This is a genomic window from Comamonas sp., assembly GCF_036666375.1.
In the GTDB taxonomy this organism is placed as follows: Bacteria; Pseudomonadota; Gammaproteobacteria; order Burkholderiales; family Burkholderiaceae_C; genus Comamonas.
On the sequence record NZ_JAVWWA010000004.1, the window covers coordinates 32,329 to 54,919 of the forward strand.

At 67.2% G+C, this 22,591-nt stretch carries 21 protein-coding genes; 5 read left to right on the plus strand and 16 right to left on the minus strand.

What is annotated here, in order from left to right; genetic code table 11:
• Positions 1-3: 3 nt before the first annotated feature.
• The 6 genes from RR928_RS01610 to RR928_RS01635 all read right to left on the minus strand — a co-directional run bounded on the left by RR928_RS01610 (position 4) and on the right by RR928_RS01635 (position 6,502).
• Positions 4-1,362: an efflux RND transporter periplasmic adaptor subunit gene (locus tag RR928_RS01610; RefSeq protein ID WP_332681278.1), complete on the minus strand. Its 1,359-nt coding sequence runs from the start codon at positions 1,360-1,362 to the stop codon at positions 4-6.
• A gap of 362 nt (positions 1,363-1,724) precedes the next feature.
• Positions 1,725-2,636 (minus strand): SDR family oxidoreductase, encoded by a 912-nt coding sequence (locus RR928_RS01615; protein WP_332536600.1) that lies wholly within the window; start codon positions 2,634-2,636, stop codon positions 1,725-1,727.
• Between the two features lie 17 nt (positions 2,637-2,653).
• On the minus strand, positions 2,654-3,670 hold the full coding sequence (locus RR928_RS01620) for an NADP-dependent oxidoreductase (RefSeq protein ID WP_332681280.1): 1,017 nt from the start codon (positions 3,668-3,670) through the stop codon (positions 2,654-2,656).
• Positions 3,671-3,738: 68 nt separating this feature from the next.
• Positions 3,739-4,140, minus strand: coding sequence for a PaaI family thioesterase (locus RR928_RS01625; protein ID WP_332536596.1), 402 nt, complete (start codon positions 4,138-4,140; stop codon positions 3,739-3,741).
• A 106-nt stretch (positions 4,141-4,246) separates the two neighbouring features.
• Entirely contained in the window at positions 4,247-5,038 is a 792-nt protein-coding gene (locus RR928_RS01630; RefSeq protein WP_332536594.1) for an SDR family oxidoreductase, read from the minus strand.
• Between the two features lie 114 nt (positions 5,039-5,152).
• Entirely contained in the window at positions 5,153-6,502 is a 1,350-nt protein-coding gene (locus RR928_RS01635) for an MFS transporter (protein WP_332536649.1), read from the minus strand.
• Positions 6,503-6,795: 293 nt separating this feature from the next.
• Between RR928_RS01635 and RR928_RS01640 the strand changes: the two genes are divergently transcribed.
• From RR928_RS01640 to RR928_RS01660, 5 genes are all read left to right on the plus strand, one after another.
• Positions 6,796-7,380: an Lcl domain-containing protein gene (locus RR928_RS01640; protein ID WP_332681282.1), complete on the plus strand. Its 585-nt coding sequence runs from the start codon at positions 6,796-6,798 to the stop codon at positions 7,378-7,380.
• 105 nt (positions 7,381-7,485) lie between these two features.
• Positions 7,486-7,791 (plus strand): hypothetical protein, encoded by a 306-nt coding sequence (locus tag RR928_RS01645; RefSeq protein WP_332536591.1) that lies wholly within the window; start codon positions 7,486-7,488, stop codon positions 7,789-7,791.
• A 202-nt stretch (positions 7,792-7,993) separates the two neighbouring features.
• Positions 7,994-8,872 carry a putative selenate ABC transporter substrate-binding protein gene (locus RR928_RS01650; protein ID WP_332536589.1) on the plus strand — a complete coding sequence of 293 codons (879 nt, stop codon included), beginning with the start codon at positions 7,994-7,996 and terminating at the stop codon, positions 8,870-8,872.
• A gap of 12 nt (positions 8,873-8,884) precedes the next feature.
• The gene (locus RR928_RS01655; RefSeq protein ID WP_332548323.1) at positions 8,885-9,697 is read left to right on the plus strand and encodes a phosphonate ABC transporter ATP-binding protein; all 813 of its coding nucleotides are present in this window, start codon (positions 8,885-8,887) and stop codon (positions 9,695-9,697) included.
• On the plus strand, positions 9,688-11,244 hold the full coding sequence (locus tag RR928_RS01660; protein ID WP_332681285.1) for a PhnE/PtxC family ABC transporter permease: 1,557 nt from the start codon (positions 9,688-9,690) through the stop codon (positions 11,242-11,244). Before RR928_RS01655 ends, RR928_RS01660 begins: the two co-directional genes overlap by 10 nt.
• Positions 11,245-11,257: 13 nt before the next feature.
• On the opposite strand, the gene RR928_RS01665 is transcribed toward RR928_RS01660, so the two are convergent.
• From RR928_RS01665 to RR928_RS01710, 10 genes are all read right to left on the minus strand, one after another.
• Positions 11,258-11,629: an ankyrin repeat domain-containing protein gene (locus tag RR928_RS01665; protein ID WP_332536583.1), complete on the minus strand. Its 372-nt coding sequence runs from the start codon at positions 11,627-11,629 to the stop codon at positions 11,258-11,260.
• Positions 11,630-11,647: 18 nt separating this feature from the next.
• Positions 11,648-12,055: a YgiW/YdeI family stress tolerance OB fold protein gene (locus RR928_RS01670; RefSeq protein WP_332536581.1), complete on the minus strand. Its 408-nt coding sequence runs from the start codon at positions 12,053-12,055 to the stop codon at positions 11,648-11,650.
• A 95-nt stretch (positions 12,056-12,150) separates the two neighbouring features.
• Positions 12,151-13,533 carry an ATP-binding protein gene (locus tag RR928_RS01675; protein ID WP_332536580.1) on the minus strand — a complete coding sequence of 461 codons (1,383 nt, stop codon included), beginning with the start codon at positions 13,531-13,533 and terminating at the stop codon, positions 12,151-12,153.
• Complete coding sequence (locus RR928_RS01680; protein WP_332536578.1) at positions 13,530-14,198, minus strand: response regulator transcription factor; 669 nt, start codon at positions 14,196-14,198, stop codon at positions 13,530-13,532. The genes RR928_RS01675 and RR928_RS01680 overlap by 4 nt, the downstream gene beginning before the upstream one ends.
• 56 nt (positions 14,199-14,254) lie before the next feature.
• Positions 14,255-16,081: an acyl-CoA dehydrogenase gene (locus RR928_RS01685; protein ID WP_332681288.1), complete on the minus strand. Its 1,827-nt coding sequence runs from the start codon at positions 16,079-16,081 to the stop codon at positions 14,255-14,257.
• Positions 16,082-16,201: 120 nt separating this feature from the next.
• Positions 16,202-17,377: an acetyl-CoA C-acyltransferase gene (locus RR928_RS01690; protein WP_332540090.1), complete on the minus strand. Its 1,176-nt coding sequence runs from the start codon at positions 17,375-17,377 to the stop codon at positions 16,202-16,204.
• A gap of 35 nt (positions 17,378-17,412) precedes the next feature.
• Positions 17,413-19,509, minus strand: coding sequence for a 3-hydroxyacyl-CoA dehydrogenase NAD-binding domain-containing protein (locus tag RR928_RS01695; protein WP_332548319.1), 2,097 nt, complete (start codon positions 19,507-19,509; stop codon positions 17,413-17,415).
• A 327-nt stretch (positions 19,510-19,836) separates the two neighbouring features.
• Positions 19,837-20,532: an ABC transporter ATP-binding protein gene (locus RR928_RS01700; RefSeq protein WP_332540094.1), complete on the minus strand. Its 696-nt coding sequence runs from the start codon at positions 20,530-20,532 to the stop codon at positions 19,837-19,839.
• A gap of 2 nt (positions 20,533-20,534) precedes the next feature.
• The gene (locus RR928_RS01705; protein WP_332540095.1) at positions 20,535-21,314 is read right to left on the minus strand and encodes an ABC transporter ATP-binding protein; all 780 of its coding nucleotides are present in this window, start codon (positions 21,312-21,314) and stop codon (positions 20,535-20,537) included.
• Positions 21,311-22,591: branched-chain amino acid ABC transporter permease (locus RR928_RS01710; protein WP_332548318.1), on the minus strand; the 1,281-nt coding region annotated here is incomplete at its 5' end. The genes RR928_RS01710 and RR928_RS01705, both read right to left, overlap by 4 nt.

Below are 22,591 nucleotides of genomic sequence, written 5' to 3' on the forward strand. Positions count from 1 at the left end.
CTCTCAGGGCTTGGCCGCAGGAGCGGGAGCCGGCGCGGCGCTGGCCGGCGCGGCGCTGGCCGGCGCGGCGCTGGCCGGCGCGGCATCGGCCGGCGGCTTGCCGTTCGCCTGAGCAGCGCGGTCCGCCGCCACCTTGGCCTTGGCGCTCAGATCCACTTCCTGGGGATCGACGGCGTCGCCGACCTTGATGCGCTGAAAGCCGTCGACGATGATCTTCTCGCCGGCGGTCAGGCCCGATGTGACCATCCAGCGGCTGCCCACGGCGCGGTCGATTTCAATCGGCCGGCGCTGCACCTTGGTCTCGGCATCGACCACCAGCACGCTGGCCTTGCCGGCGATATCGCGCGTCACCGCCTGCTGGGGAACCAGCAGGGCCTCGGGCGCCACGCCCGTGGGCAGCAGCGCCTGCACATACATGCCCGGCAGCAGCACGCCGTCGGGGTTGGGCACCACGGCGCGCAGCGTCACCACGCCGGTGCTGGGGTTCACGATCACGCCCGCGAACTGCAGCTTGCCGGTCTGAGAATAAAGACGTCCGTCCTCGAGCCTGAGCTGGACCGCCAGCGCATCGCGCTCGAGCTTCTGAAAGCGTCCGTCCTGGATATCGCGCTTGAGCTGCAGCAGCTCGGTGCTCGATTGCGTGAAATCGACATACATGGGGTCGAGCTGGACGATGGTCGTCAGCGCATCGACCTGATTGGCCGTGACCAGCGCGCCGGGGGTGACCGTCGACAGGCTGGTCTGACCGCTGATCGGTGCCTGGATGCTGCTGTAGCGCAGGTTGATGCGCGCGTTCTCCAGCGCGGCCTGGGCCGCGGCCACATCGGCGGCCGACTGGGCGACCGCCGCCTGGCTTTCCTCGTTGGCCTGGCGGCTGATCGCGTCAATCTTCACGAGTTCTGCATTGCGTGCCGCCGTCGCCTGCAGCGTGCGCTGGCTCGCGCGCACCTTGGCCAGCGCGGCCTCGGCGCTGGCCTGGGTCGCGCGCAGCGAAGCGGAATCGATCTGGTAGAGCGGCTGGCCGGCCTTGACGCTCGCGCCTTCGGTGAACAGGCGCTTTTGCACGATGCCCGAGACCTGGGGGCGGACTTCGGCCGTGAGCGATGCACGGGTGCGTCCCGGCAGACTGGCGTCGAGCTGCTGGCTCTGCGCCTTGAGCGTGACTACGCCCACCTTTGTCGGCACCTTGGCCGCAGGTGCCTCGGCGGCCTTGGGCGAGCAGCCTGCCGTCACGACGATCACAGCCGCGGCCACGGCCGCCATGCGCCACGCCGAAAACTGCTGCCGCGCCGCCAGGGGGCGATCGGAAGGCCAATGGGACAGCAGGCGCGCACGCAGCGAGAGAGACAGGGCAGACGTCATGGGGTGCATCTTGAAATTGAAAGGCGAGCACCATTGTGCAAGCCTAATATTTACTTTTTGTAAAGCCGGCGCGCACAGGGCATTGAACGCGCGGCTGCCGGCAGAGATGCCTACGTCGGGCAGTTCTCTGCGGCAGCAGGAATGATGCCACTCTGTAACCCCTCATTACATTGGCGCAAGGCGAATTCAGCGTCTACGCTACAGATTTTTCAGTGGCTTGCATGGCGGGGATCGTGGCGCGGGTCTGGCGCCGGCCTTCTCGGTTCCTGCGCTTGCGCCGATGCAGTCCCCGGGGCGCCAAGCAAGCGTTGCGGCAAAGAAAAGGGCCGTCGAAACGGCCCTGGATGGCTGGGATGCGATCTTCAGTCCGGCGTCGCACGCAGCGCGGCGCGCAGGCTCGCGCCCAGCTCGGGCTTGTGCGCAAACGGGTCGCTGGGATTGCGACCCTGCACCACGTCTTCCATGCGGGTCTGCACCGCGCCCAGCGCCTGGGGATGGCTGTAGATGTAGAACTGGTTGGCGGCCACGGCGTCGAACACTTTCTGCGCGACTTCGGCCGCCGAGACCTTGCCCGACGACACGGCCTTGTCGGTCATGGCCTGGCCTATTTTCTGGCTTGCGGTCAGCTCCGCGGCCGGACGGTTCTCGGGACGGTTGCGCTCGCTCTGGTTGATTCCCGTGGCGACGAAGTACGGGCACAGCAGGCTCGCACCGATCTGGTCGGTGACCAGCGACAGGTCCTGGTACAGCGTCTCGGTCAGGCTCACCACCGCGTGCTTGCTGACGTTGTAGATGCCCATGTTGGGCGGCGTGAGCAGGCCGGCCATGCTGGCCGTGTTGACGATATGGCCCCGGTAGCCCGGGTCCGTCTGCGCGGCTTCAAGCATCATCGGCGTGAACAGGCGCACGCCATGGATCACGCCCCAGACGTTCACGCCCAGCACCCATTCCCAGTCGGAGACCGAGTTCTCCCAGACCAGGCCGCCCGCGCCCACGCCGGCGTTGTTGAACACCAGGTGCGGCGCGCCGAAATGCTCCTGCACGCTGCGCGCCAGCACTTCCATCTGCATGCGGTTGGAGACATCCACGCGCTGGGTCAGCACCTGCGCGCCCGCGGCGCGCATTTCCTCGGCCGCGGCTTCGAGCGCCTCCTTTTGCACGTCGACCAGCACCAGGTTCATTCCCAGCCGCGCGCCTATGCGCGCGCACTCCAGGCCGAAGCCCGAGCCCGCGCCGGTCAGCACCGCGGTCTTGCCTTGAAAATCATTGATCATGGCGGCCTTTCAGTCGTTCAGACCAGCTTGACGAGTTGTTTGCCGAAGTTCTTGCCCTTGAGCAGGCCCAGGAAGGCCGCGGGCGCGGCCGCCAGGCCCTGGGCCACGGTTTCGCGCGGGCGCAGCTTGCCCGTGGCCACCAGCGTGCCCAGCTCCTTGAGCGCGTCGGGCCAGACTTCCATGTGCTCGCTGACGATGAAGCCTTCGATCTTCAGGCGGTTGATCAGGATCAGCGCCGGGTTCTGCAGCGGCAGCGGCTGGCCGTCATAGCCGGCGATCATGCCGCAGACCGCGACGCGCGCAAACGCATTGGTGCGCAGCAGCACGGCGTCGAGAATGTAGCCGCCCACGTTCTCGAAATAGCCGTCTATGCCGTCGGGGCAGGCTTCCTTGAGCGCGCGCGCCATCGCCTTGACGTCGGCGTTCTCGCGGTAGTCGATGCAGGCGTCAAAGCCCAGTTCCTCGGTCGCATATCGGCATTTCTCGGGACCGCCCGCAATGCCCACCACGCGACAGCCGCGCGCCTTGGCCAGCGCCGCGAACGCGCTGCCCACAGCGCCCGTGGCGGCGCTGACCACGACGGTCTCGCCGGCCTTGGGCGCAATGATCTTCACGAGTCCGTAATAGGCGGTCACGCCGGGCATGCCGACCGCGCCCAGATAGTGCGACAGCGGCACATGGGTGGTGTCGACCTTGCGCAGCATGCCGGGAGCGTTGCCGTCGACGACGCTGTATTCCTGCCAGCCGCCCATGCCCACGACCTGGTCGCCGACCGCAAACTTGGGATTGCGGCTCTCGACGACCTCGCCCACCGTGCCGCCTATCATGACTTCGCCCAGCGGCTGGCTCGCGGCATAGCTCTTGCTGTCGTTCATGCGCCCGCGCATGTAGGGGTCAAGGCTCAAATAGTGGTGGCGTACCAGCACCTCGCCATCGCGCAGCGCGGGCACTTCGGTGCGCACCAGCCTGAAGTTGCTTTCCACGGCTTCACCCTGGGGGCGGTTGTCGAGAAGAATTTGCTGATTCTGGGTCATGAACTGTCTCCTTGTAATCATTGCAATACCATCGAAAGCCGGGCGCAACGCAGCGAGCGCAGGCCGGCTCAGCCGGCCTTGACCGGTTCGCGGTGCTTGAGCTTGAACGTGCCCGAGGCCTTGCAGCACATCAGGCCTTCGGCGTCGTAGACCGCGCCTTCGACATAGGCCATGCCGCCATGCGTCTTGTGCAGCAGCTGTCCCTTGGCGACCAGCGCGCCGCGCGCAGGCAGCATGAAGGACGTCTTCATTTCAATCGTCACGCCGCCGGTGTTGGGCGCCACGCTGCTGGCGGCCTGGGCCAGCGTCACGTCCAGCAGCGCCATCAGCGCGCCGCCATGGGTCACGCCGAACGAATTCAGGTGCTCGGGACGCGGCGTGTAATGCAGCTCCGACTCGCCGCCGGCACGCTTGTGCAGCGTGAAGCCCAGCTCGGTCACAAAAGGAATATCTGCTTCAAAACTCAACACCGGATCGGCCTTTCTTGATACGGGGCAGCACCCGCCCGCCAGGGGCCGGGCGCTGAGCGCGCCACGGCAGCGCTATTGTCAGGGCAGAAATGCCCTGTGCGAGGCGCTAGCCGCCGGTCACCACGCTCACGCCGCCGTCGACCGCCATCCACTGGCCGGTGATGTGCTTTCCCGCATCCGAGGCATAGAGCAGCGTGATGCCCTTGAGGTCCTCGTCGTCGCCCAGGCGGCGCAGCGGCGCATGGCTGGCCATCTTTTCCTCGCCCAACGTCTCGATCAGCACCGTGGCCATCTTGGTCTTGAAGAAGCCCGGGCAGATCGCGTTGACATTGATGCCGTGCACGCCCCACTCCGCGGCCAGCGCACGCGTGAAGTTGATCACCGCGCCCTTGGACGTGTTGTAGGCGATGGTCTTCATTTCGATGGGATTGCCGGCCAGGCCCGCGATCGACGCGATATTGATGATGCGCCCCGTGCGGCGCGCGATCATGCTGCGCTTGGCGATCTCGCGGCTGAGCAGAAAGTAGCCGCGCACGTTGAGGTTCATCACCTTGTCCCAGGCCGCGGTCGGGTGGTCCTCTGCGGCCGCGCCCCAGCTCGCGCCGGCGTTGTTGACCAGGATGTCGACATCGCCCACGCGCTGCAGCGTTTCGTCGACCAGGCGCAGGATGTCTTCCTCGCGCGCGCAGTCGGCCGCGATCCAGCGCGCATCGATGCCATCGGCCTGCAGCACGGCGACGGCTTCCTCGAGGTCGGCCGCCTTGCGCGAGCTCAGCACGATCTTCGCACCGGCTTCGCCCAGCGCCTGCGCCATCTGCAGGCCCAGCCCCCGCGAGCCTCCGGTCACCAGGGCCGTCTTGCCGCTGAGATCAAACAGTTGTTGCACCTTACGCGTCATCTCGCTGTCTCCTTGATGGTGGGAATTCGCTGGCCGCACAGGCCGCTGGAGCATTGTGCGTTGGCGCCCGCGCGGCCTGTGTCGCCAGCGTGTCGCGCGCGCGGCGCACCGCATTCAGGCGCGCGGCTGGCGAATGCGCAGGCTGCTGCAGATGCCGGCCAGCGCCGCGAAGCCCCCCGCGCCGACCAGCGCCACGGTTTCGGCCATGCCGCCATGGCCTGGCCACAGCGCAAACAGCGCGGCGAGAATAACCGCACCCATGGTCTGGCCCGTGAGCCGCGCCGTGCCCAGCATCGCGCTGCCCGCGCCGCTGCGCAGCACCGGCGTGGAACGCACTATCGTATGGTTGTTCGGCGACTGGAACAGCGCAAAGCCCGCGCCGCACAGCGCCATGCGCCAGATCACGTCGAGATCCGACGGCTGCGCCGGCAGCAGCGCCAGCAGCCACAGTCCGCTGGCGAACACCGCCATGCCCAGGCCGCCCAGCAGCCCGTCGGGATAGCGGCCTATCAGCCAGCCGGCCAGCGGCGCGACGGTGACTATGGCCAGCGGCCAGGCGGTGAGCAGCAGGCCGGCCTGCAGCGCGCTGCGGCCATAGGTCTCGAGCAGCAGGAAAGGCAGGGACAGAAACGCCAGCGTCTGCGCACAGAAGGCATTGACCGAAGAGGCCATGGACAGCGCGAACACCGGAATGCGAAACAGGTCCACGGGAAACAGCGGTCGCGGCTTGCGGCTCTGGCGCACCAGATGCCAGGCGCCTATCAGCAGGCCCGTGCCCAGCATCAGTCCGCCCACCAGCATCGAACCGGGCTGGTCCTTGCGCGCCACGCCCAATGCGTCGGCGCCAAGAAACACCAGCGCAAACATCGCCATGTTGAGCACCAGGTCCAGCGCGGAGAACGCGCGCTCGCCGTTGGCGCTGGCCACGCGCGGCGTCTCGGGCAAGGACTTGCGCCCCAGCCACAGCGTCAGCAGGCCCAGCGGCACATTGGGCGCGAGCAGCCAGGGCCAGGAGCCCGCGGACAGGATGGCCGCGGCCACCGTCGGGCCGGCCACCGAAGCGCTGGCCACCACGGCCGAGTTGAGCGCCAGCCCGCGCCCCAGCTGCGCGCGCGGGAAAATGAAACGCACCAGGGCAGCGTTCACGCTCAGCACGCCCGCAGCGCCCAGGCCTTGGAGCGCGCGCGCCGCGATCAGCGCGCCGAGCGACGGCGCGAAGATCGCGCCCAGCGACGCCAGCGCGAACAGCGCCATGCCCCACAGATAGACGCTGCGGTAGCCTATGCGCTCACCCACGGCCGCGAGCGGCAGCAGCATCACCAGCGTCGCGATCTGGTAGGCATTGACTACCCAGATGGTGTGCGGCGCATCGGCCTGGAACGCACGCGCGATCGCGGGCAGCGCCAGGTTGAGCAGGCTGCTGTCGAGCACCACCACCGTCAGCCCCAGCAGGATGACCAGCATGGCGCTGCCGCGCCGCCCTGCAGGCAGGCCGTCGGCGGCATCATGGCTGGTCAAAGGTGGCGTTCTTTCGGTGATCGTTGGCGGTTTCTCGACGGACTCTTGCATTGCGCTTTCCTGGCTGGCTCCATGGCGGCCCGCGGCCGCGCCCGTTGGCCATGGTAGTGGCTCATGGTTTACCCCGGGAGAATACGCCCCGCGCCAGCGCGCAATGGCATCTTCATCGAGCAAGCAAGGCATCGCCAGCAGCGCGCGCGGGTCACAATACAGACTGTCATCGCTCCACGGAACATCCCATGCCGCCTGCCCTTTCTTTCTGGTGTCGTCCCCTTTGTCTGCTGGCCGCGCTGACGGCGCTTTCCAGCCCGCAGTTGCGTGCCCAGACCGGCGCCACCGCCGCACCCGCGCAGCTACAGCTTTCGGACGATGGCAGCGAAGTGCGGGACCTGCGCGCGCGCCTGGCCTGGCCGCGCTGCCTGCAAGGCATGGAGTGGCGCAATCAGCGCTGCGAAGGCATGCCCGAGCGCCTGAGCTTCGGCCAGGCGCAGAAACTTGCGCAGTCGAAACACCGGGAGGACGGCCTGCGCTGGCGTCTGCCGCGCGCCAAGGAGCTGCAGCGCCTGCGCCAGAACGCAGCGCTGGCGGGCGAGCGCGCCGCGCTGCTGCCGGCCGTTCCCGGCGACTGGCATTGGACCGGCACGGCCGCGGTCAATGCCGCGCCCGTCAACCAGTACAGCTACGAGCAGACCGGGCCCGGCAAAAGCCGGCTGTCGGCGCAGCAGGCCTGGGCAGTGGACTGGGCCACGGGCAAGGCCAGCGGCGAGATGGGACGCGGCAACACACTGCTGGTACGTCTGGTTCGCCCCTTGCCCGCGCCTTGATTGCGCGCGCCGCGCAAGCGGTCAGAAAAAACCTGTGAAAAACAACAGTGGATAAACAGAATTTACTGTACATTTTCACAGTCAACTACTCACATCTGACCCATCATGGACACTGTTGAAACTTTCTACACCGTTTCTTTGTGCGATTACCCCAGCCTGCCCGAGCACGAACGCGCGCGGGCAGAAGCGCGCTATGCGCGCGTGATGGAGCGCCAGCTGGGCGGGGCCGAGCAGGTGGCGCTGGCGCTCGAATGCGTGCTGGGCCTCGAAGACACTCCGCCGGAGGAAATCACCGACGAAGCCAAGGCCACGTTCGCGCGCTGGACCAAGGCCGCCAACGCCGCCGTGCAGGCCGGCATGCAGGGTCTGGGCGATGGCGAAAGCAGCTTCTTCGAAGTGCGTTTCAGCTGAGCGCAGCGCGGCCTCAAGCGCAGGCAACCCGGTACCCTTGCGACTTCCTGCGGCAAGCAAGGCCTGCCCAGCCCGCAGGGGCCGCGGTCACTACAATCGGCCGGACGCCAGCACAGGGCGGGTGACCGCCCGCATGCCGGCGCCAGATCGGGCTGCCGCGCAACACGCGCACAGCGGCGATCTCAACCCAACCGGAACCTCCATGCGTCCTACCTCTGCACGTCGTCTCGCGCTCAAGGCGTTGTCCTGCGCCCTGGCTCTCTCTTCGCTGTCCGCGCTGCCGGCGCTGGCCGCGGACAACGTGCTGCGGGTGTCGGCGATTCCCGACGAAGCGCCGACCGAGCTGCAGCGCAAGTTCGCGCCGCTGGGCAAATACCTCGAAGCGCAGACCGGCATGAAGGTGGTCTTCACGCCCGTGACCGATTACGCCACCGTGGTCGAATCGCTGGCCACGCGCAAGCTCGATCTGGCCTGGCTGGGCGGCTTCACGTTCGTGCAGGCCAAGATCCGCACCAACGGCACGGCCATTCCCATCGTGCAGCGCGAGGAAGACGCGCGCTTCACGTCCAAGTTCATCACGGCCAATCCCCAGGTCAAGGAATTTGCCGACCTCAAGGGCAAGAGCTTTGCGTTTGGCGCGCCCTCGTCCACTTCGGGCAGCCTGATGCCGCGCTTTTTTCTGCAGCAGGCCGGGCTGAACCCCGAAAAGGATTTCAAGAACGTCGCGTTTTCGGGCGCGCATGACGCCACCGTGGCCTTTGTTGCCGCGGGCCGCGCCGAAGCCGGCGTGCTCAACGCTTCCGTCTGGGACAAGCTGGTCGAGGAAAAGAAAGTCGACACCAGCAAGGTGCGCGTGTTTGCCACCACCCCGCCCTATTTCGACTACAACTGGACGGTGCGCGGCGACCTCGATCCCGCGCTCGTCAAGAAGCTGACCCAGGCCTTCCTGCAGCTCGACCCCGCCAAGCCCGAGCACAAGGAAATCCTGGCCCTGCAGCGCGCGGCCAAGTTCATTCCGACCGAAGCCAAGAACTATGTGGGCATAGAAGATGCGGCCAAGTCGGCCGGATTGCTGAAGTAAGCCGCGCCGCGCATGGGCTTCGAGTTGCAGGGCCTGGGCCTGGCCCACGCCAATGGCACGGTCGCGCTGGCCGATATCCGCCTTGCGGCGCGCCAGGGTGAAAACATTGCACTGATCGGCCCTTCGGGTGCGGGCAAGACGTCGCTGCTTTCGGTGCTGGGCACGGCCTGGTCCGGCCAGCCCGGCCTGCAGGGCGCGGTGCGCGTGCTCGACAGCGAACTTTCGGCGCTGCACGCGCGCGCGTTGCGGCACTTGCGCGCGCGCATAGGCACCGTGCACCAGGCCCCGCCCTTGCCGGGACGCCAGCGCGTGGTCACCAGCGTGCTCGCGGGACGTCTGGGCCAATGGCCGGCCTGGAAATCGCTGGCCTCACTGGCCTACCCCGCGGACATTGCGGGTGCGCGCGCCGCGCTGGCCCGCGTGGAACTCGAAGACAAGCTGTTCGCGCGCTGCGATCAGCTGTCGGGCGGCCAGCTGCAGCGCGCGGGCATTGCGCGCGTGCTGTACCAGCAGGCCGCGCTGGTGCTGGCCGACGAACCGGTATCGGCGCTGGACCCGGCGCTGGCGCTGGCCACCGTGCGATTACTGGTGGCGGACGCCGCGCAGCGCGGCGCGACCCTGGTTGCCAGCCTGCACGCCGTCGATCTCGCGCTGGGCTGCTTTGCGCGCATCGTGGGCATCAAGGCCGGACGCATTGCCTTTGATCTGCCGGCGGACCAGGTCAGCGAAGCGCAGTTGCAGGCGCTGTATGCGGGCGAAGGCCAGCAACTTCCCACGCTGCTGCCGGCGCGCGCGGCCGCGGTGCCCATGAACGCATGCCGCTGAAACCCGCGCAGCGCGACCCCGCGAGCCGCGCGCGCCTGGCGCATGCGCTGCTCGCGCTGTGCATTCTCTGGCCGCTGTTCGAGGCCGCGCAGGTGCGGCCCGGGGCTTTGTTCGAGGCCGGCAACCTGACGGTGATCGGCAACTTCCTGACCGCTTTCCTGCCGCCCGCGACCGGCAGCGAGTTCCTCGGCTACCTGGGCCAGGCGACGCTGCAGACGCTGGCGATTGCCACCGCCGGCATGATGCTGGCCTGTCTGCTTGCCGTTCCGCTGGCCTATCTGGTCAGCGCCGCGGGCCGCGACCGGCCCACGCTCAATCCGCTGGCGCGCAGCCTGCTCACCGTGCTGCGCGGCATTCCCGAACTGGTCTGGGCGCTGGTGTTCGTGCGGGTGTTCGGCCTGGGCCCGGCCGCGGGCGTGCTGGCGCTGGGACTGACCTATGGCGGCATGCTGGCAAAGGTCTACGCCGAGATTCTCGAATCCACCGACCCCGCGCCCGCGCGCGCGCTGCGCCACAGCGGCGCGCGCCGGCCGCTGGCGATTCTGTACGGTCTGGTGCCGCAGGCCGCGAAGGAGCTGGTCTCGTACACCGTCTACCGCTGGGAATGCGCGATACGCGCATCGGTGGTGATGGGCTTTGTCGGCGCCGGCGGCCTGGGCCAGCTCATGGACCAGTCGATGAAGATGCTCAACGGCGGTGAAGCCGCGAGCATCCTGCTCACTTTCCTGCTGCTGGTGTTTGCGGCCGACGCGCTGTCCAATGCGCTGCGCCGCGCGCTCGATGCCGCGCCGACCGCGCAGCCTTCGCCCTGGGGCTGGCGCAGCGGCACCGCCGCCGTGGCGCTGGCGCTTGCCGTCTGGGCGAGCTTTCGCCTGCTCGACATGGATCTGCCGGCGCTGTTTTCACACGAATCGGCGGCCTCCATGGGCCAGTTCGTCGCCAGCTTCTTTCCCATGGACCTGAGCGCCGAGTGGCTGCGCCGCGTGGCCGTGGGCACCTGGGAGACGCTGGCGATCTCCGTGGTCGGCACGCTGCTGGCCGCGGTGCTGGGTTTGGTGCTGGCGCTTGCGCCGCTGCGGCCCCTGAGCCACCTGCTGCTCAATCTGCTGCGCTCGGTGCCAGAGCTGGTCTGGGCCACGATCACCGCGCTGGCCGTGGGCCTGGGCCCGTTTGCGGGCGCGCTGGCGCTGGCGCTGCACACCAGCGGCGTGCTGGGCCGGCTGTACGCGCAGGCGCTGGACAACGCGCCGCGCGCGCCCGCTTCGGCGCTGGCGCTCAGCGGCGCGGGCCAAGGCCTGGCGTTTCTGTACGGCACGCTGCCCGGCGCCGGACCGCAGCTGATCGCCTATACGCTGTACCGCTGGGAAATGAACATCCGCATGGCCGCCATACTGGGCTTTGTCGGCGCGGGCGGCCTGGGGCAACTGCTGTACTTCGAGCTGTCGCTGTTCCACTACTCACAGGCCGCGACCGTGATCGTCGCCATGCTGGCGCTGTCGATAGGCGTCGATCAGGCCAGTGCCTGGCTGCGCCGGCGCATGGGCTGAAGCGCGCCGGCCTTCATCCAGCAGCCCTGGCATTGGCGCGCGCCAGCGCGCGCACCACGCTCAGTTGCCCTTCTTGCGCGGCAATCATCAGCGCCGACCAGTTGCGCGCATCCCGGCCATCGATGTCCGCGCCCGCCGTCGACAAGGCCTGCACCACGGCCGTGTGCCCGCCCTGCGCGGCCAGCATCAGCGCGGTCCGGCCCTGGGCGTTCCTGGCCTCGATGTCCGCGCCGGCGCGCAGCAAGGCCTGGACCCGGTCCAGGTTGCCTTGCGCCGCAGCGCGCACCAGCGCCGCGCCGGCGTCGGTTTCCCGGCACGGCGCCGGCTGCGCAACATGAGCGCGCAGGCGGGCGCCGGCCAGCGTCAGGCGCAGTGTCTTCCACATCTGCCGCAGACCTGCGGATCAGCGCAGCACCGTCAGGCGATCGACTTCGAATTCGGTCTTGCGCAGGCCCTTGTCGAATTCGCCCAGCAGTTCCACGCGCTGCTCGGCGCTCACGGACTGGCCTGCGGGAAAGTCCTTGTCGTCGATCTCCACGCGGATGCGCCCCGTGGCATCCGCGAACGTGTAGTGCTCACCGCCGTCATGCGAGACGATCTGGCCCTGCAGGCGGGCGTGCTGGTCGTCGCGGCCGGTGTCGAGCAGTTGCTTGACGGTCATCAGCGGCACATTGCTCGGGCCGGTGTAGCCGCCGGCGGCGGCAGCCGTCGCATTGCTCGGGCCGGTATAGGCCGCGGGCTGGGCCGTGGCAACCGTGGCGCCGAAGGCCAGCAGGGAAGCAAGAGTCAGTGTGGAAACGATGATGCGCATGGTGATGCTCCTTCAGTTGGGTCAATGAATCCGCTTTCTGTGCGGCATGAATCCATTGGACACAGCGAAACTGAAGGAAATCTGATGCGCGCCACTCAACCCGCGGGAAAATCAAGCACCACGCCCAGGCCGCGCCCGTCAAGCCCTTCTTCGAAGCGCAGCGTCGCGCCATGCAGCGCCGCGATGCGCGCCACGATCGACAGGCCCAGGCCATTGCCCGGCTGGCCCGTGCCCAGCACGCGGAAAAAGCGTTCGCCCAGGCGAGCGCGCTGCTCCAGCGGCACTCCCGGGCCGTCGTCACGCACTGCGAGGCGCACGCCGCCGCCGGGCAAGCGCTGGGCCTCGATGCGCACCTCGCCGCCCGCGCTGCCGTAGCGCACCGCGTTGTCCAGCAGATTGCGCAGCGCGCTGGCGATCAGCGTGGGCGTGGCCTGCAGATGCGTGACGTCGAGGGCGCGCTGCACGCGCATGTTCCTGGCATGTGCGGGCGCGAAGTCCAGCGCGTCGATCAGCGCATCCAGCGCCACGGCCTCGCGCTGCAGCGGCTCGGCCTGCGGATCCAGGCGCGCGAGCGCCAGCAGGCTTTCTATCAGGCCCGTGCAGCGGTCGAGGTCGGCACGCAGCTGCTGCAGATGAGCGTCGGGCAGTTGCAGCTCGCGCTCGATCAGCTGCACGCGCATGCGCAATGCGGCCAGCGGCGTGCGCAGTTCGTGCGCCGCATCGTTGGTGAAGCGGCGCTCGCTGTCGAGCGCCACGCCCAGCCTGGTCAGCAGCGCGTTGAGCGCATCCAGGATGGTCTGCAGTTCGCGCGGCGGGTTGGGCACGGCAATCGGCGACAGGTCCTGCGGCGACTGCGCGGCAATGCGCATTGCAGTGTCCTCGAGAGGGCGCAGCAGGCGACGGATCTGCCTCCAGCTCACCAGGCCCAGCAGCACCAGCAAGCCCAGCGCCGGCCAGGCGAGGTTCTCCGCCATGTCGCCCAGCAGTTCGAGGCGCTCCTCCATGGGCTGGCCCACCTGGGCGCTGGTGCCGTCCGGCGCGCGGCGCACATGCACGCGCCAGAGCTCGTTGTCGACCCATACATTTGCATAGCTCTTGCGGCTTTGGACGCGCGGCACGAACGCGGACCGGGGCGTGTCGTCGGCACGCAGCAGCACGCGGCCGTCGGGCGCGACGATCTGGTAGTACATGCGCAGCTTCATCGCTTCGCCACGGCCGTCGCTCAGCTCGCGGCGCGGGTTCGCGGCCGCATCGCTTTCCGAGCCCAGCTGCAGCACCAGGCGCGCGCCCTCTTCCAGCGCCTCGTCGAACACTTCGCTGGTCGCGAACCAGGCCACGCTGATGACGATCGCCAGGCTCACCAGCCACAGCGCGATGCTGGTGCCCATCACCATCAGCAGCAGGCGCCGGCGCAGCGACCAGTGCGCGTGGCGCGTCTGCTGCGCGGCCTTCCAGTTCTTCCATGGAAAGAGATTCATGCCGGCGCCAGCCCATAGCCCTGGTTGCGCACGGTGACGATGAAGCGCGTGCCGAGCTTCTTGCGCAGGTTGTAGACATGGGCCTCGATCGCATTGCTCTCGACTTCCTCGCCCCAGCCATAGAGGGCTTCCTCGAGCTGGGCGCGGCTCAGGATATGGGTGGGATAGCGCATCAGCGCCTGCAGCAGCGCGAACTCGCGCGCAGTCAGCGTGACCGGCACGCCGTCGAGTGTCGCGCGCTTGGCCGCAGGGTCCAGCGCCACCGCGCCATGGCGCAGCTCGGGCGCCTGCTGCGGCGTGCCGCGGCGCAGCGCCGCGCGCACGCGCGCCGACAGCTCCTCGAGGTCAAAAGGCTTGACCAGGTAGTCGTCCGCGCCCAGGTCCAGCCCCTGCACGCGGTCGGCGAGCGTATCGCGCGCGGTGATCACGATCACCGGCAACTGGGCGCGCGGCGCACCCGCGGCGCGCAGTGCCTTCAACACGCCGTCGCCGTCCAGGCCCGGCAGGCCGCGGTCCAGCAGCACGCATTGGTAGTCGTGCGTGGCCAGGGCGGCTGCAGCCTGGTCGCCGCGTTGCAGCCAGTCGACCGCGTAGCCATCGAGCTGCAGCCAGGACTGCAGGGAACTGCCCAGCGAGGGGTCATCTTCGATCAGGAGTATGCGCATGCCCCCAACCCTAACGCAGAAAAATGATGCGAAGCTGAAGAACGCGCCGCCAGGCGCTAGAACCCGGCTTCGTCCATTTCGGCGCAAGTCATGTCGCGCGTGCGCACCACGGCGAGCCAGGCACTTATGCGCGGCAGCTCGTAGCGCAAGAAGTAGCGCGCGGCCGCGCGCCGGCCGATGTTGGCGGCGGATTGCGCGTCGGCGCGCAGCGATGCGCGCGCCACGTCCAGCCACATCCACGCCAGCACCACATGGCCCAGCGCCTGCATATAGGGCACGGCATTGGCCAGGGCCTGGGCAGGATCGCCCGTGGCCCAGGCGGCTTCGGTCGCGGCCAGCGCCTGCTGCAGCGCGGCCGTCAGATCGTCGGCGAACTCCACGAGTTCAGGCAGGGCGCGCGCGGCCGCGATGCTGGCGTCGATGCGCGCGGCCAGCAACTGCAGGCCGCGGCCGTTGTCCATGCGCACCTTGCGGCCCAGCAGGTCCGCGGCCTGGATGCCGTGCGTGCCTTCGTGGATCATGTTGAGGCGGTTGTCGCGCCAGTACTGCTCCACCTGGAAGTCGCGCGTATAGCCATAGCCGCCATGGATCTGTATCGCCAGCGAATTTGCCTCCAGGCAGAATTCGCTGGGCCAGCTCTTGGCAATCGGCGTCAGCACTTCGAGCAGCAGCCGCGCTTCGTCGGCGGCCTGCGGCGCGGCCGTATGCTGCTCGTCGACCAGGCGCGCGCAGTAGAGGTTCAGCGCCAGCGCGCCTTCGCCATAGGACTTCTGCGCCAGCAGCATGCGCTTCACATCGGCGTGCTCGATGATGCGCACCTGGGGCCGGGTTGCGTCCTTGCCGCCCGCGCCCATGGGCCGGCCCTGGGGACGATTCTGCGCATAGTCGAGACTCGCGTAATAGCCCGCCAGGCCCAGCATGGTCGCGGCCATGCCTATGGAAATGCGCGCCTCGTTCATCATGTGGAACATGCACTGCAGGCCCTTGCCGGGCTCGCCCACCAGATAGCCGATGGCGCCGGCCGCGCCGCGCACCGGGTATTTGCCTTCGCCGAAATTGAGCAGCGTATTGGTCGTGCCGCGCCAGCCTAGCTTGTGGTTCAGGCCGGCCAGGGCCACGTCGTTGCGCTCGCCGGTCAGCGCGCCTTCGGTGTCGACCAGCTTCTTGGGAACGATGAACAGCGAGATGCCCTTGACGCCGGGCGGCAGCTGGCCGTCGGGGCCGGGAATCTTGGCCAGCACCAGATGCACGATGTTCTCGGTGAGCTCATGGTCGCCCGCCGAAATCCACATCTTGTTGCCTTTGAGCCGAAAGCGCGGGCCCAGCGGGTCGTCCTGCGCGCCTTCGCCGTCGGGCGTGGCGCGCGTGGCGATGTCGGACAGCGACGAGCCCGCCTGCGGCTCCGACAGGCACATGGTGCCGGCCCAGCGGCCGTTGAATTCATTGAGCGCAAAGACCTCTTTTTGCAGCGCGCTGCCATGCACCATCAGCGCGCTGGCATTGCCCGAAGTCAGCATGTTCGAGCCAATGCTGACCGACGCCGCCGCAAAGAAGCTGTTGGCCGCCGATTCCAGCGTGTACGGCAGCTGCATGCCGCCGATCTCGTAATCCTGGGCCGCGCTGAGCATGCCCGACTCGGCATAGGCCAGGCGCGCCGCATGCGTGCACGCCGGCAGGATGACCTTCTCGCCGTCGAAGCGCGGCTCCTCGGTGTCGACGGTGCGGTTGAACGGCGCGTACTTGTCGCGCGCAATGCGTTCGCAGGTGTCGAGCACCGCGTCGAACGTCTCGCGCGAATGGTCGGCAAAGCGCGTGCGCGCGCTCAGCGTCGTCACTTCCAGCCAGTCATACAACAGAAAATCCAGCGTAGCGCGCAAGCCCATGGTCCACTCCTCGCTCATAGAAACAAATCGGGCCGCAACAAGCGGCCCTGACCCGTTCGCCCTGAGCCCGTCGAAGGGTGAACTTCGATAGATCCAGGGCGATGCAATCACTATCCGCGCTTACAGCACTTCGAAGACACCGGCCGCGCCCATGCCGCCGCCAATGCACATCGTCACGCAGACCCGCTTGGCGCCGCGGCGCTTGCCTTCGATCAGCGCATGGCCCGTGAGGCGCTGGCCCGAGACGCCATAGGGGTGGCCCAGCGCGATCGCGCCGCCGTTGACGTTCAGGCGCTCGGCCGGAATGCCCAGCTTGTCGCGGCAATAGAGCACCTGCACGGCAAACGCCTCGTTGAGTTCCCACAGGTCGATGTCCTGCACCGTGAGGCCCAGCTTCTTGAGCACCTTGGGCACGGCAAACACCGGGCCAATGCCCATTTCATCGGGCTCGCAGCCCGCGACCGCAAAGCCAAGGAAGCGGCCCAGGGGCTGCAGGCCGTTGCGGCCCGCATAGTCTTCGCTGACGACGACGCAGGCGCCCGCGCCGTCGGAGAACTGGCTCGCATTGCCGGCCGTGATCAGGCCGCCGGGCAAGGCGCTGCGCAGTCCGCTGATGCCTTCCTTGGTCGTGCCTTCGCGCGTGCCTTCGTCCCTGGCGACGGTGACTTCGCGCGTGATCAGGCCGCGCACCTTGTCGACCACGCCGGCCGTCACGGTGATGGGCGCGATCTCCGCGTCAAACAGCCCCGCGGCCTGGGCGGCGCAGGCTTTTTGCTGGCTGCCCGCGCCGTACTCGTCCATCGCGTCGCGGCCAATGCCATAGCGCTGGGCCACGGTTTCGGCGGTCTGCAGCATGCTCCAGTAGATCTCTGGTTTGCTGCGCAGCAGCGCCGGATCCTGCAGCATGTGCTGGTTCATTTCCTGCTGCACGCAGGAGATGGATTCCACGCCGCCGGCCACATAGACATCGCCTTCGCCGGCGATGATGCGCTGGGCCGCGGTGGCAATGGTCTGCAGGCCCGAGGAGCAGAAACGGTTGATGGTCATGCCCGAGGTGGTCACGGGCAGGCCCGCGGCCAGCGCGATCTGGCGCGCGATGTTGGCGCCGGTCGCGCCTTCGGGCGTGGCGCAGCCCATGATCACGTCGTCGACGGCGGCGGCGTCAATGCCGGCGCGCTGCACGGCGTGCTTCACGGCATGGCCGCCCAGCGTCGCGCCGTGGGTCATGTTGAACGCACCTTTCCAGCTCTTGGCCAGAGGGGTGCGGGCGGTGGAAACAATCACTGCGGAAGTCATGGAATATCCTTGGGAATTCGTTCGTCGGGCAACGCTTATTGGAAGGTCTTGCCTTCGGCGGCCAGCCGCGCCAGCAGCGGCGCGGGCTGCCAGAACGCCGCGTCGTCCTGCGGGTTCTGCGCAAAGCGGTTCATTGCCTGTACCACGTTGATCAACCCGACCTCGCCCGCGTAGTGCATGGGGCCGCCACGGTGAATCGGGAAGCCATAGCCCGTGAGATAGACCATGTCGATGTCGCCCGACTTGCCGGCGATGCCGTCTTCCAGGATATGCGCGCCTTCATTGACCAGCGAGAACACCAGGCGCTGCACGATTTCCTCGTCGGAGATCTTGCGCGGCGTGATGCCGCTGTCCTTGCGGTGCTGCTCTATCATCTGATTGACGACCTCGGAAGGAATCGCATCGCGCTTGCCGGCCTCGTAGTCATACCAGCCCGCGCCGGTCTTCTGGCCATAGCGGCCCAGCTCGCAGAGCTTGTCGGCCGTGGCGCTGTACTTCATGTCGGCGCGCTCCACGGCGCGGCGCTTGCGTATCGCCCAGCCGATGTCGTTGCCCGCGAGGTCGCCCATGCGGAACGGTCCCATCGCGAAGCCGAACTTCTCCACGGCCTTGTCGACCTGCTGGGGCGTCGCGCCTTCGTCGAGCAGGAAGCCGGCCTGGCGGCTGTACTGCTCGATCATGCGGTTGCCGATGAAGCCGTCGCACACGCCAGACACCACGGCGGTCTTCTTGATCTTCTTGGCCAGCTGCATCACGGTGGCCAGCACGTCCTTGGCGGTTTCCTTGCCGCGCACCACTTCGAGCAGCTTCATCACGTTGGCCGGGCTGAAGAAGTGCATGCCCACCACGTCCTGCGGACGCTGGGTGAAAGCCGCGATCTTGTCGACGTCCAGCGTCGAGGTGTTGGATGCGAGAATCGCCCCGGGCTTGGCCACGGCGTCGAGCTGCTTGAACACGGTTTCCTTGACGCCCAGCTCCTCGAACACGGCTTCTATGATCAGGTCGGCATGCTTGAGGTCGTCATACGACAGCGTGGTGCTCAGCAGCGCCATGCGCTCTTCGTATTTCTCGGGCTTGAGCTTGCCTTTCTTGACCTGCGATTCGTAGTTCTTGCGAATCGTGCCCAGGCCGCGGTCCAGCGCTTCCTGCTTGGTCTCCAGGATGGTCACGGGAATGCCGGCGTTGAGGAAGTTCATCGCGATGCCGCCGCCCATGGTGCCCGCGCCGATCACGCCCACCGTGCGGATCTCGCGCTGCGGCGTGCTCGAAGGCACGTCGGCAATCTTCGACGCCGCGCGCTCGGCCAGGAACAGATGGCGCAGCGCACGCGACTCGGGCGTGAACATCAGTTGCGTGAACAGCTCGCGCTCGGTCTGCATGCCGGCGTCGAACTTGCCCACGGCCGCGGCGACCGCGTCCACGCACTTGCCGGGCGCGGGGAAGTTCTTCGCCATGCCCTTGACCATATTGCGTGCGAACTGCAGATAGGCTTCGGCCTGGGGATGCTTGCACGGCAGGTTGCGCACCAGCGGCAGCGGACGCTGGCCGGCAATGTGCTGGGCAAACGCGCGCGCTTCCGAGGCCAGCGAATCCGCCGAAGCCGCGACCAGATCAAACAGCTTCTGGCCGGGAATCGCAGCGAGCACTTCGCTTTGCACGGCTTCGCCGCTGACGATCATGTTCAGCGCGGTTTCCAGGCCCAGCAGGCGCGGCAGGCGCTGCGTGCCGCCGGCGCCGGGCAGCAGGCCCAGCTTGACTTCGGGCAGCGCAACCGACGTCTTGGGTGCGACCACGCGGTAGTGGCAGCCCATGGCCAGCTCCAGGCCCCCGCCCATGCAGACCGAATGGATGGCCGCGACCACGGGCTTGGTCGATTGCTCCAGCACCTTGATCACCGACAGCAGATGCGGCTCCTGCGTCGCGCGCTCGGTGCCGAACTCGGTGATGTCGGCGCCGCCCGAAAAGGCCTTGCCCGCGCCCGTGATGACGATCGCCTCGATGCTCGCATCGGCATTTGCCCGGTTCACCCCCTCGACGATGGCCCGGCGCGTGGCCAGGCCCAGGCCGTTGACCGGCGGGTTGTTCAGCGTGATGACGGCGATGGAGCCGTCCTTCTGGTAGTCAGCGCTCATGCGGTTGTCCCTTGTGGAATGGAAAAGAACGATCGTGCGTTTTTTATTGTAGAAACTTGCGCGCAAATGACCAGTGGGGTTTGTCTCGCCTGGGACAAGGGGGGCAGTCTTGCTGGGAACTACAGTTCGTCCAGCGCAACGTAAGCGAGCCGAAGTCTCGCAAGGCGTCAAAAAGAAACAGCAAGCCTCATCCCCCGTTCGTCCTGAGCTTGCCTCGCCGGCCGCGTCTAAGGATGAACGGCCTGCGCTCAAGTCATGAAGACAGGCCGTTCATGGATTCGACAAGCTCACCACGAACGGGTTTGTCCGTCGCACCCGCCTGGTGACTTAAACCTCCAACCACTCCTTGCGCACCTTCTCATCCGCGCGCAGGCCATCGGGCGTGCCGTCAAAGACAATGGCCCCATGGCCCATCACCAGCGCGCGGTCCGAGATGCGCATGGCAATCGTCAGTTTCTGCTCGATCAGCAGCACGGCAATGCCGCGCGCCTTGATGGTCTGCAGGTATTCGCCGACCAGCTCGACGATCTTGGGCGCGAGGCCTTCGGTGGGCTCGTCGATGATGATCAGGTCGGGGTCGCCCATCAGCGTGCGGCACAGCGTGAGCATCTGCTGCTCGCCGCCCGACATCACGCCGGCCTCGGTGTGCTGGCGCTCCTTGAGCCGCGGGAACATCGCGTACATGTCGTCGAAGCTCCAGCGGCTGCCCTTGCCGTTGCCTTTCTGGCCCAGCAGCAGGTTCTGGTGCACCGTGAGATTGGGAAACACGTCGCGGCTTTCGGGCACGTAGCCTATGCCGCGGTGGGCGATCTCGTAGGCCTTGCGGCCCTGGAGCTGCTCGCCTTTCCACTCGAGCGTGCCCTCCCAGTCGACCAGCCCCATCACGGCCTTGGCCGTGGTCGAACGGCCCGAGCCGTTGCGGCCCAGCAGCGCGACGATTTCACCGGGCCGGACTTCGAAGTCCACGCCATGCAGCACATGGCTCTTGCCGTAATAGGCATGCAAGTTGGCAATCTTCAGCATCTTCAGTGCGCTCCCGCCTGCTGATCGGCCACGGCTGATCCCAGATAAGCTTCCTGCACGCGCGGGTTCGCGCGCACCTTGTCGGGTGTGTCGAAGGCGATGACTTCGCCATACACCACGACGGCGATCTTGTCGGCCAGGCCGAACACCACGCCCATGTCGTGCTCCACCGTCAGCAGCGTGCGCCCTTCGGTGACCTGCTTGATCAGCGCGATGAAGCGCGCGGTCTCGCTGTTGCTCATGCCCGCCGTCGGCTCGTCGAGCAGGATCACGCTGGCCCCGCCCGCGATGGTGATGCCGATCTCGAGCGCGCGCTGCTCGGCATAGGTCAGGTTGATCGCCAGCACGTCGCGCTTCTTTTCCAGGTTGATCATCTGCATCAGCTGCTCGGCGCGCGCGTTGGCGTCGTGCAGGCCGGACAGAAAGCGCAGGAAGGTGTACTTGTAGCCCATGCTCCACAGCACGCCGCAGCGCAGGTTCTCGAACACGCTGAGCTTGGGGAAGATGTTGGTGATCTGGAAGCTGCGCGACAGCCCCAGGCGGTTGATCTCGAACGGCTTCTTGCCGTCTATGCGCTGGCCGTGCAGCAGCACTTCGCCGCTGCTGGGCGCAAAGCGTCCGCTGATCAGATTGAACAGCGTCGACTTGCCCGCGCCGTTCGGCCCGATGATGGCCACGCGTTCGCCGGCCTCGACGGCCAGGTTCACGCCGCGGATGATCTCGGTCTTGCCGAAGCGCTTTTGCAGGTCCTTGAGTTCGAGCGCGTAAGTGGTCTGTGTCATGCCTGTGCCTCCCCGCGTTTGATCAGCAGTTCGATTTCTTCCTGGATCTGGCTCCACTGGCGCACGAAGCGCCGGCGCAGCATTTCGAACAGGCCGCCACCCACTACCAGCAGCGCAATCGCGCCCAGCCAGCTGTCCGTGCTGCGCGTGTCCAGCGACAGGCCCATGAAGCGCAGGTGATCACCCAGCGCCGCGTTCAATTGCAGGTGGTAGATCATCTCGACGATGGCCGCGAAGCCCGCGACGCCGACCAGCGCGCAGACGGTGAGCAGCGCGTAGCCGGGCAGCAGCCGCTTGAGCTTGCCGAACTTCGCCAGCCGCAGGTTCATCATGATCAGGCTGGCCACGCCGCCGGGCGCATACATCACCATGAACAGGAACACCAGGCCCAGGTACAGCAGCCAGGCCTTGGACAGCTCGGACAGCAGAATGGAGGCGAACACCAGCAGCACGGCGCCGATGATGGGCCCGAAGAAGAACGTCGCGCCGCCCAGGAAGGTGAACAGCAGATAGCTGCCCGAACGCATCACGCTGACGCTGTCGGCCGCGGTGATGATCTCGAAGTTGATCGCCGCCAGGCCGCCGCCTATGCCGGCAAAAAAGCCGGCAATGATGAACGAGAAGTAGCGCACGCGCTGGGTGTTGTAGCCGACGAACTCGACGCGCTCGGGGTTGTCGCGCACTGCATTGAGCATGCGCCCCAGCGGCGTGCCGGTGAAGGCGAACATCAGCGCCGTGCAGACGAAGCAGTAGACCGCGATCAGGTAATAGACCTCGATCGCCGGGCCGAAGGTCATGCCCAAAAAGGGCTGGCCGTAGACCCGGTCGCTGGTGATGCCGCCCTCGCCGCCGAAGAACTCGGGGAACATCAGCGCCATGGAAGCCACCAGCTCGCCTATGCCCAGCGTGATCATCGCAAACGTCGTGCCCGACTTGCGCGTGGTCACATAGCCCAGCAATATGGCGAAGAACATGCCGCCCAACCCGCCGATGACGGGAATCAGCACCAGCGGAATCTGCAGGCCGCCGACCTTGTTCATCGCATGGATGGCGATGAACGAGCCCATGCCGGTATAGACCGCATGGCCGAAGCTCAGCATGCCGCCCTGGCCCAGCAGGATGTTGTACGACAGGCAGATGATGATCAGATAGCCGATCTGGCTGAGCATGGTCAGCGCCAGGCTGCTGGTGAACAGGTGCGGCGCGGCGGCCAGCGCCAGCGCAAACAGCGACCAGACGACAAAGCGGCCGATATTGAGCGGCTTGAAGCGGTAGGC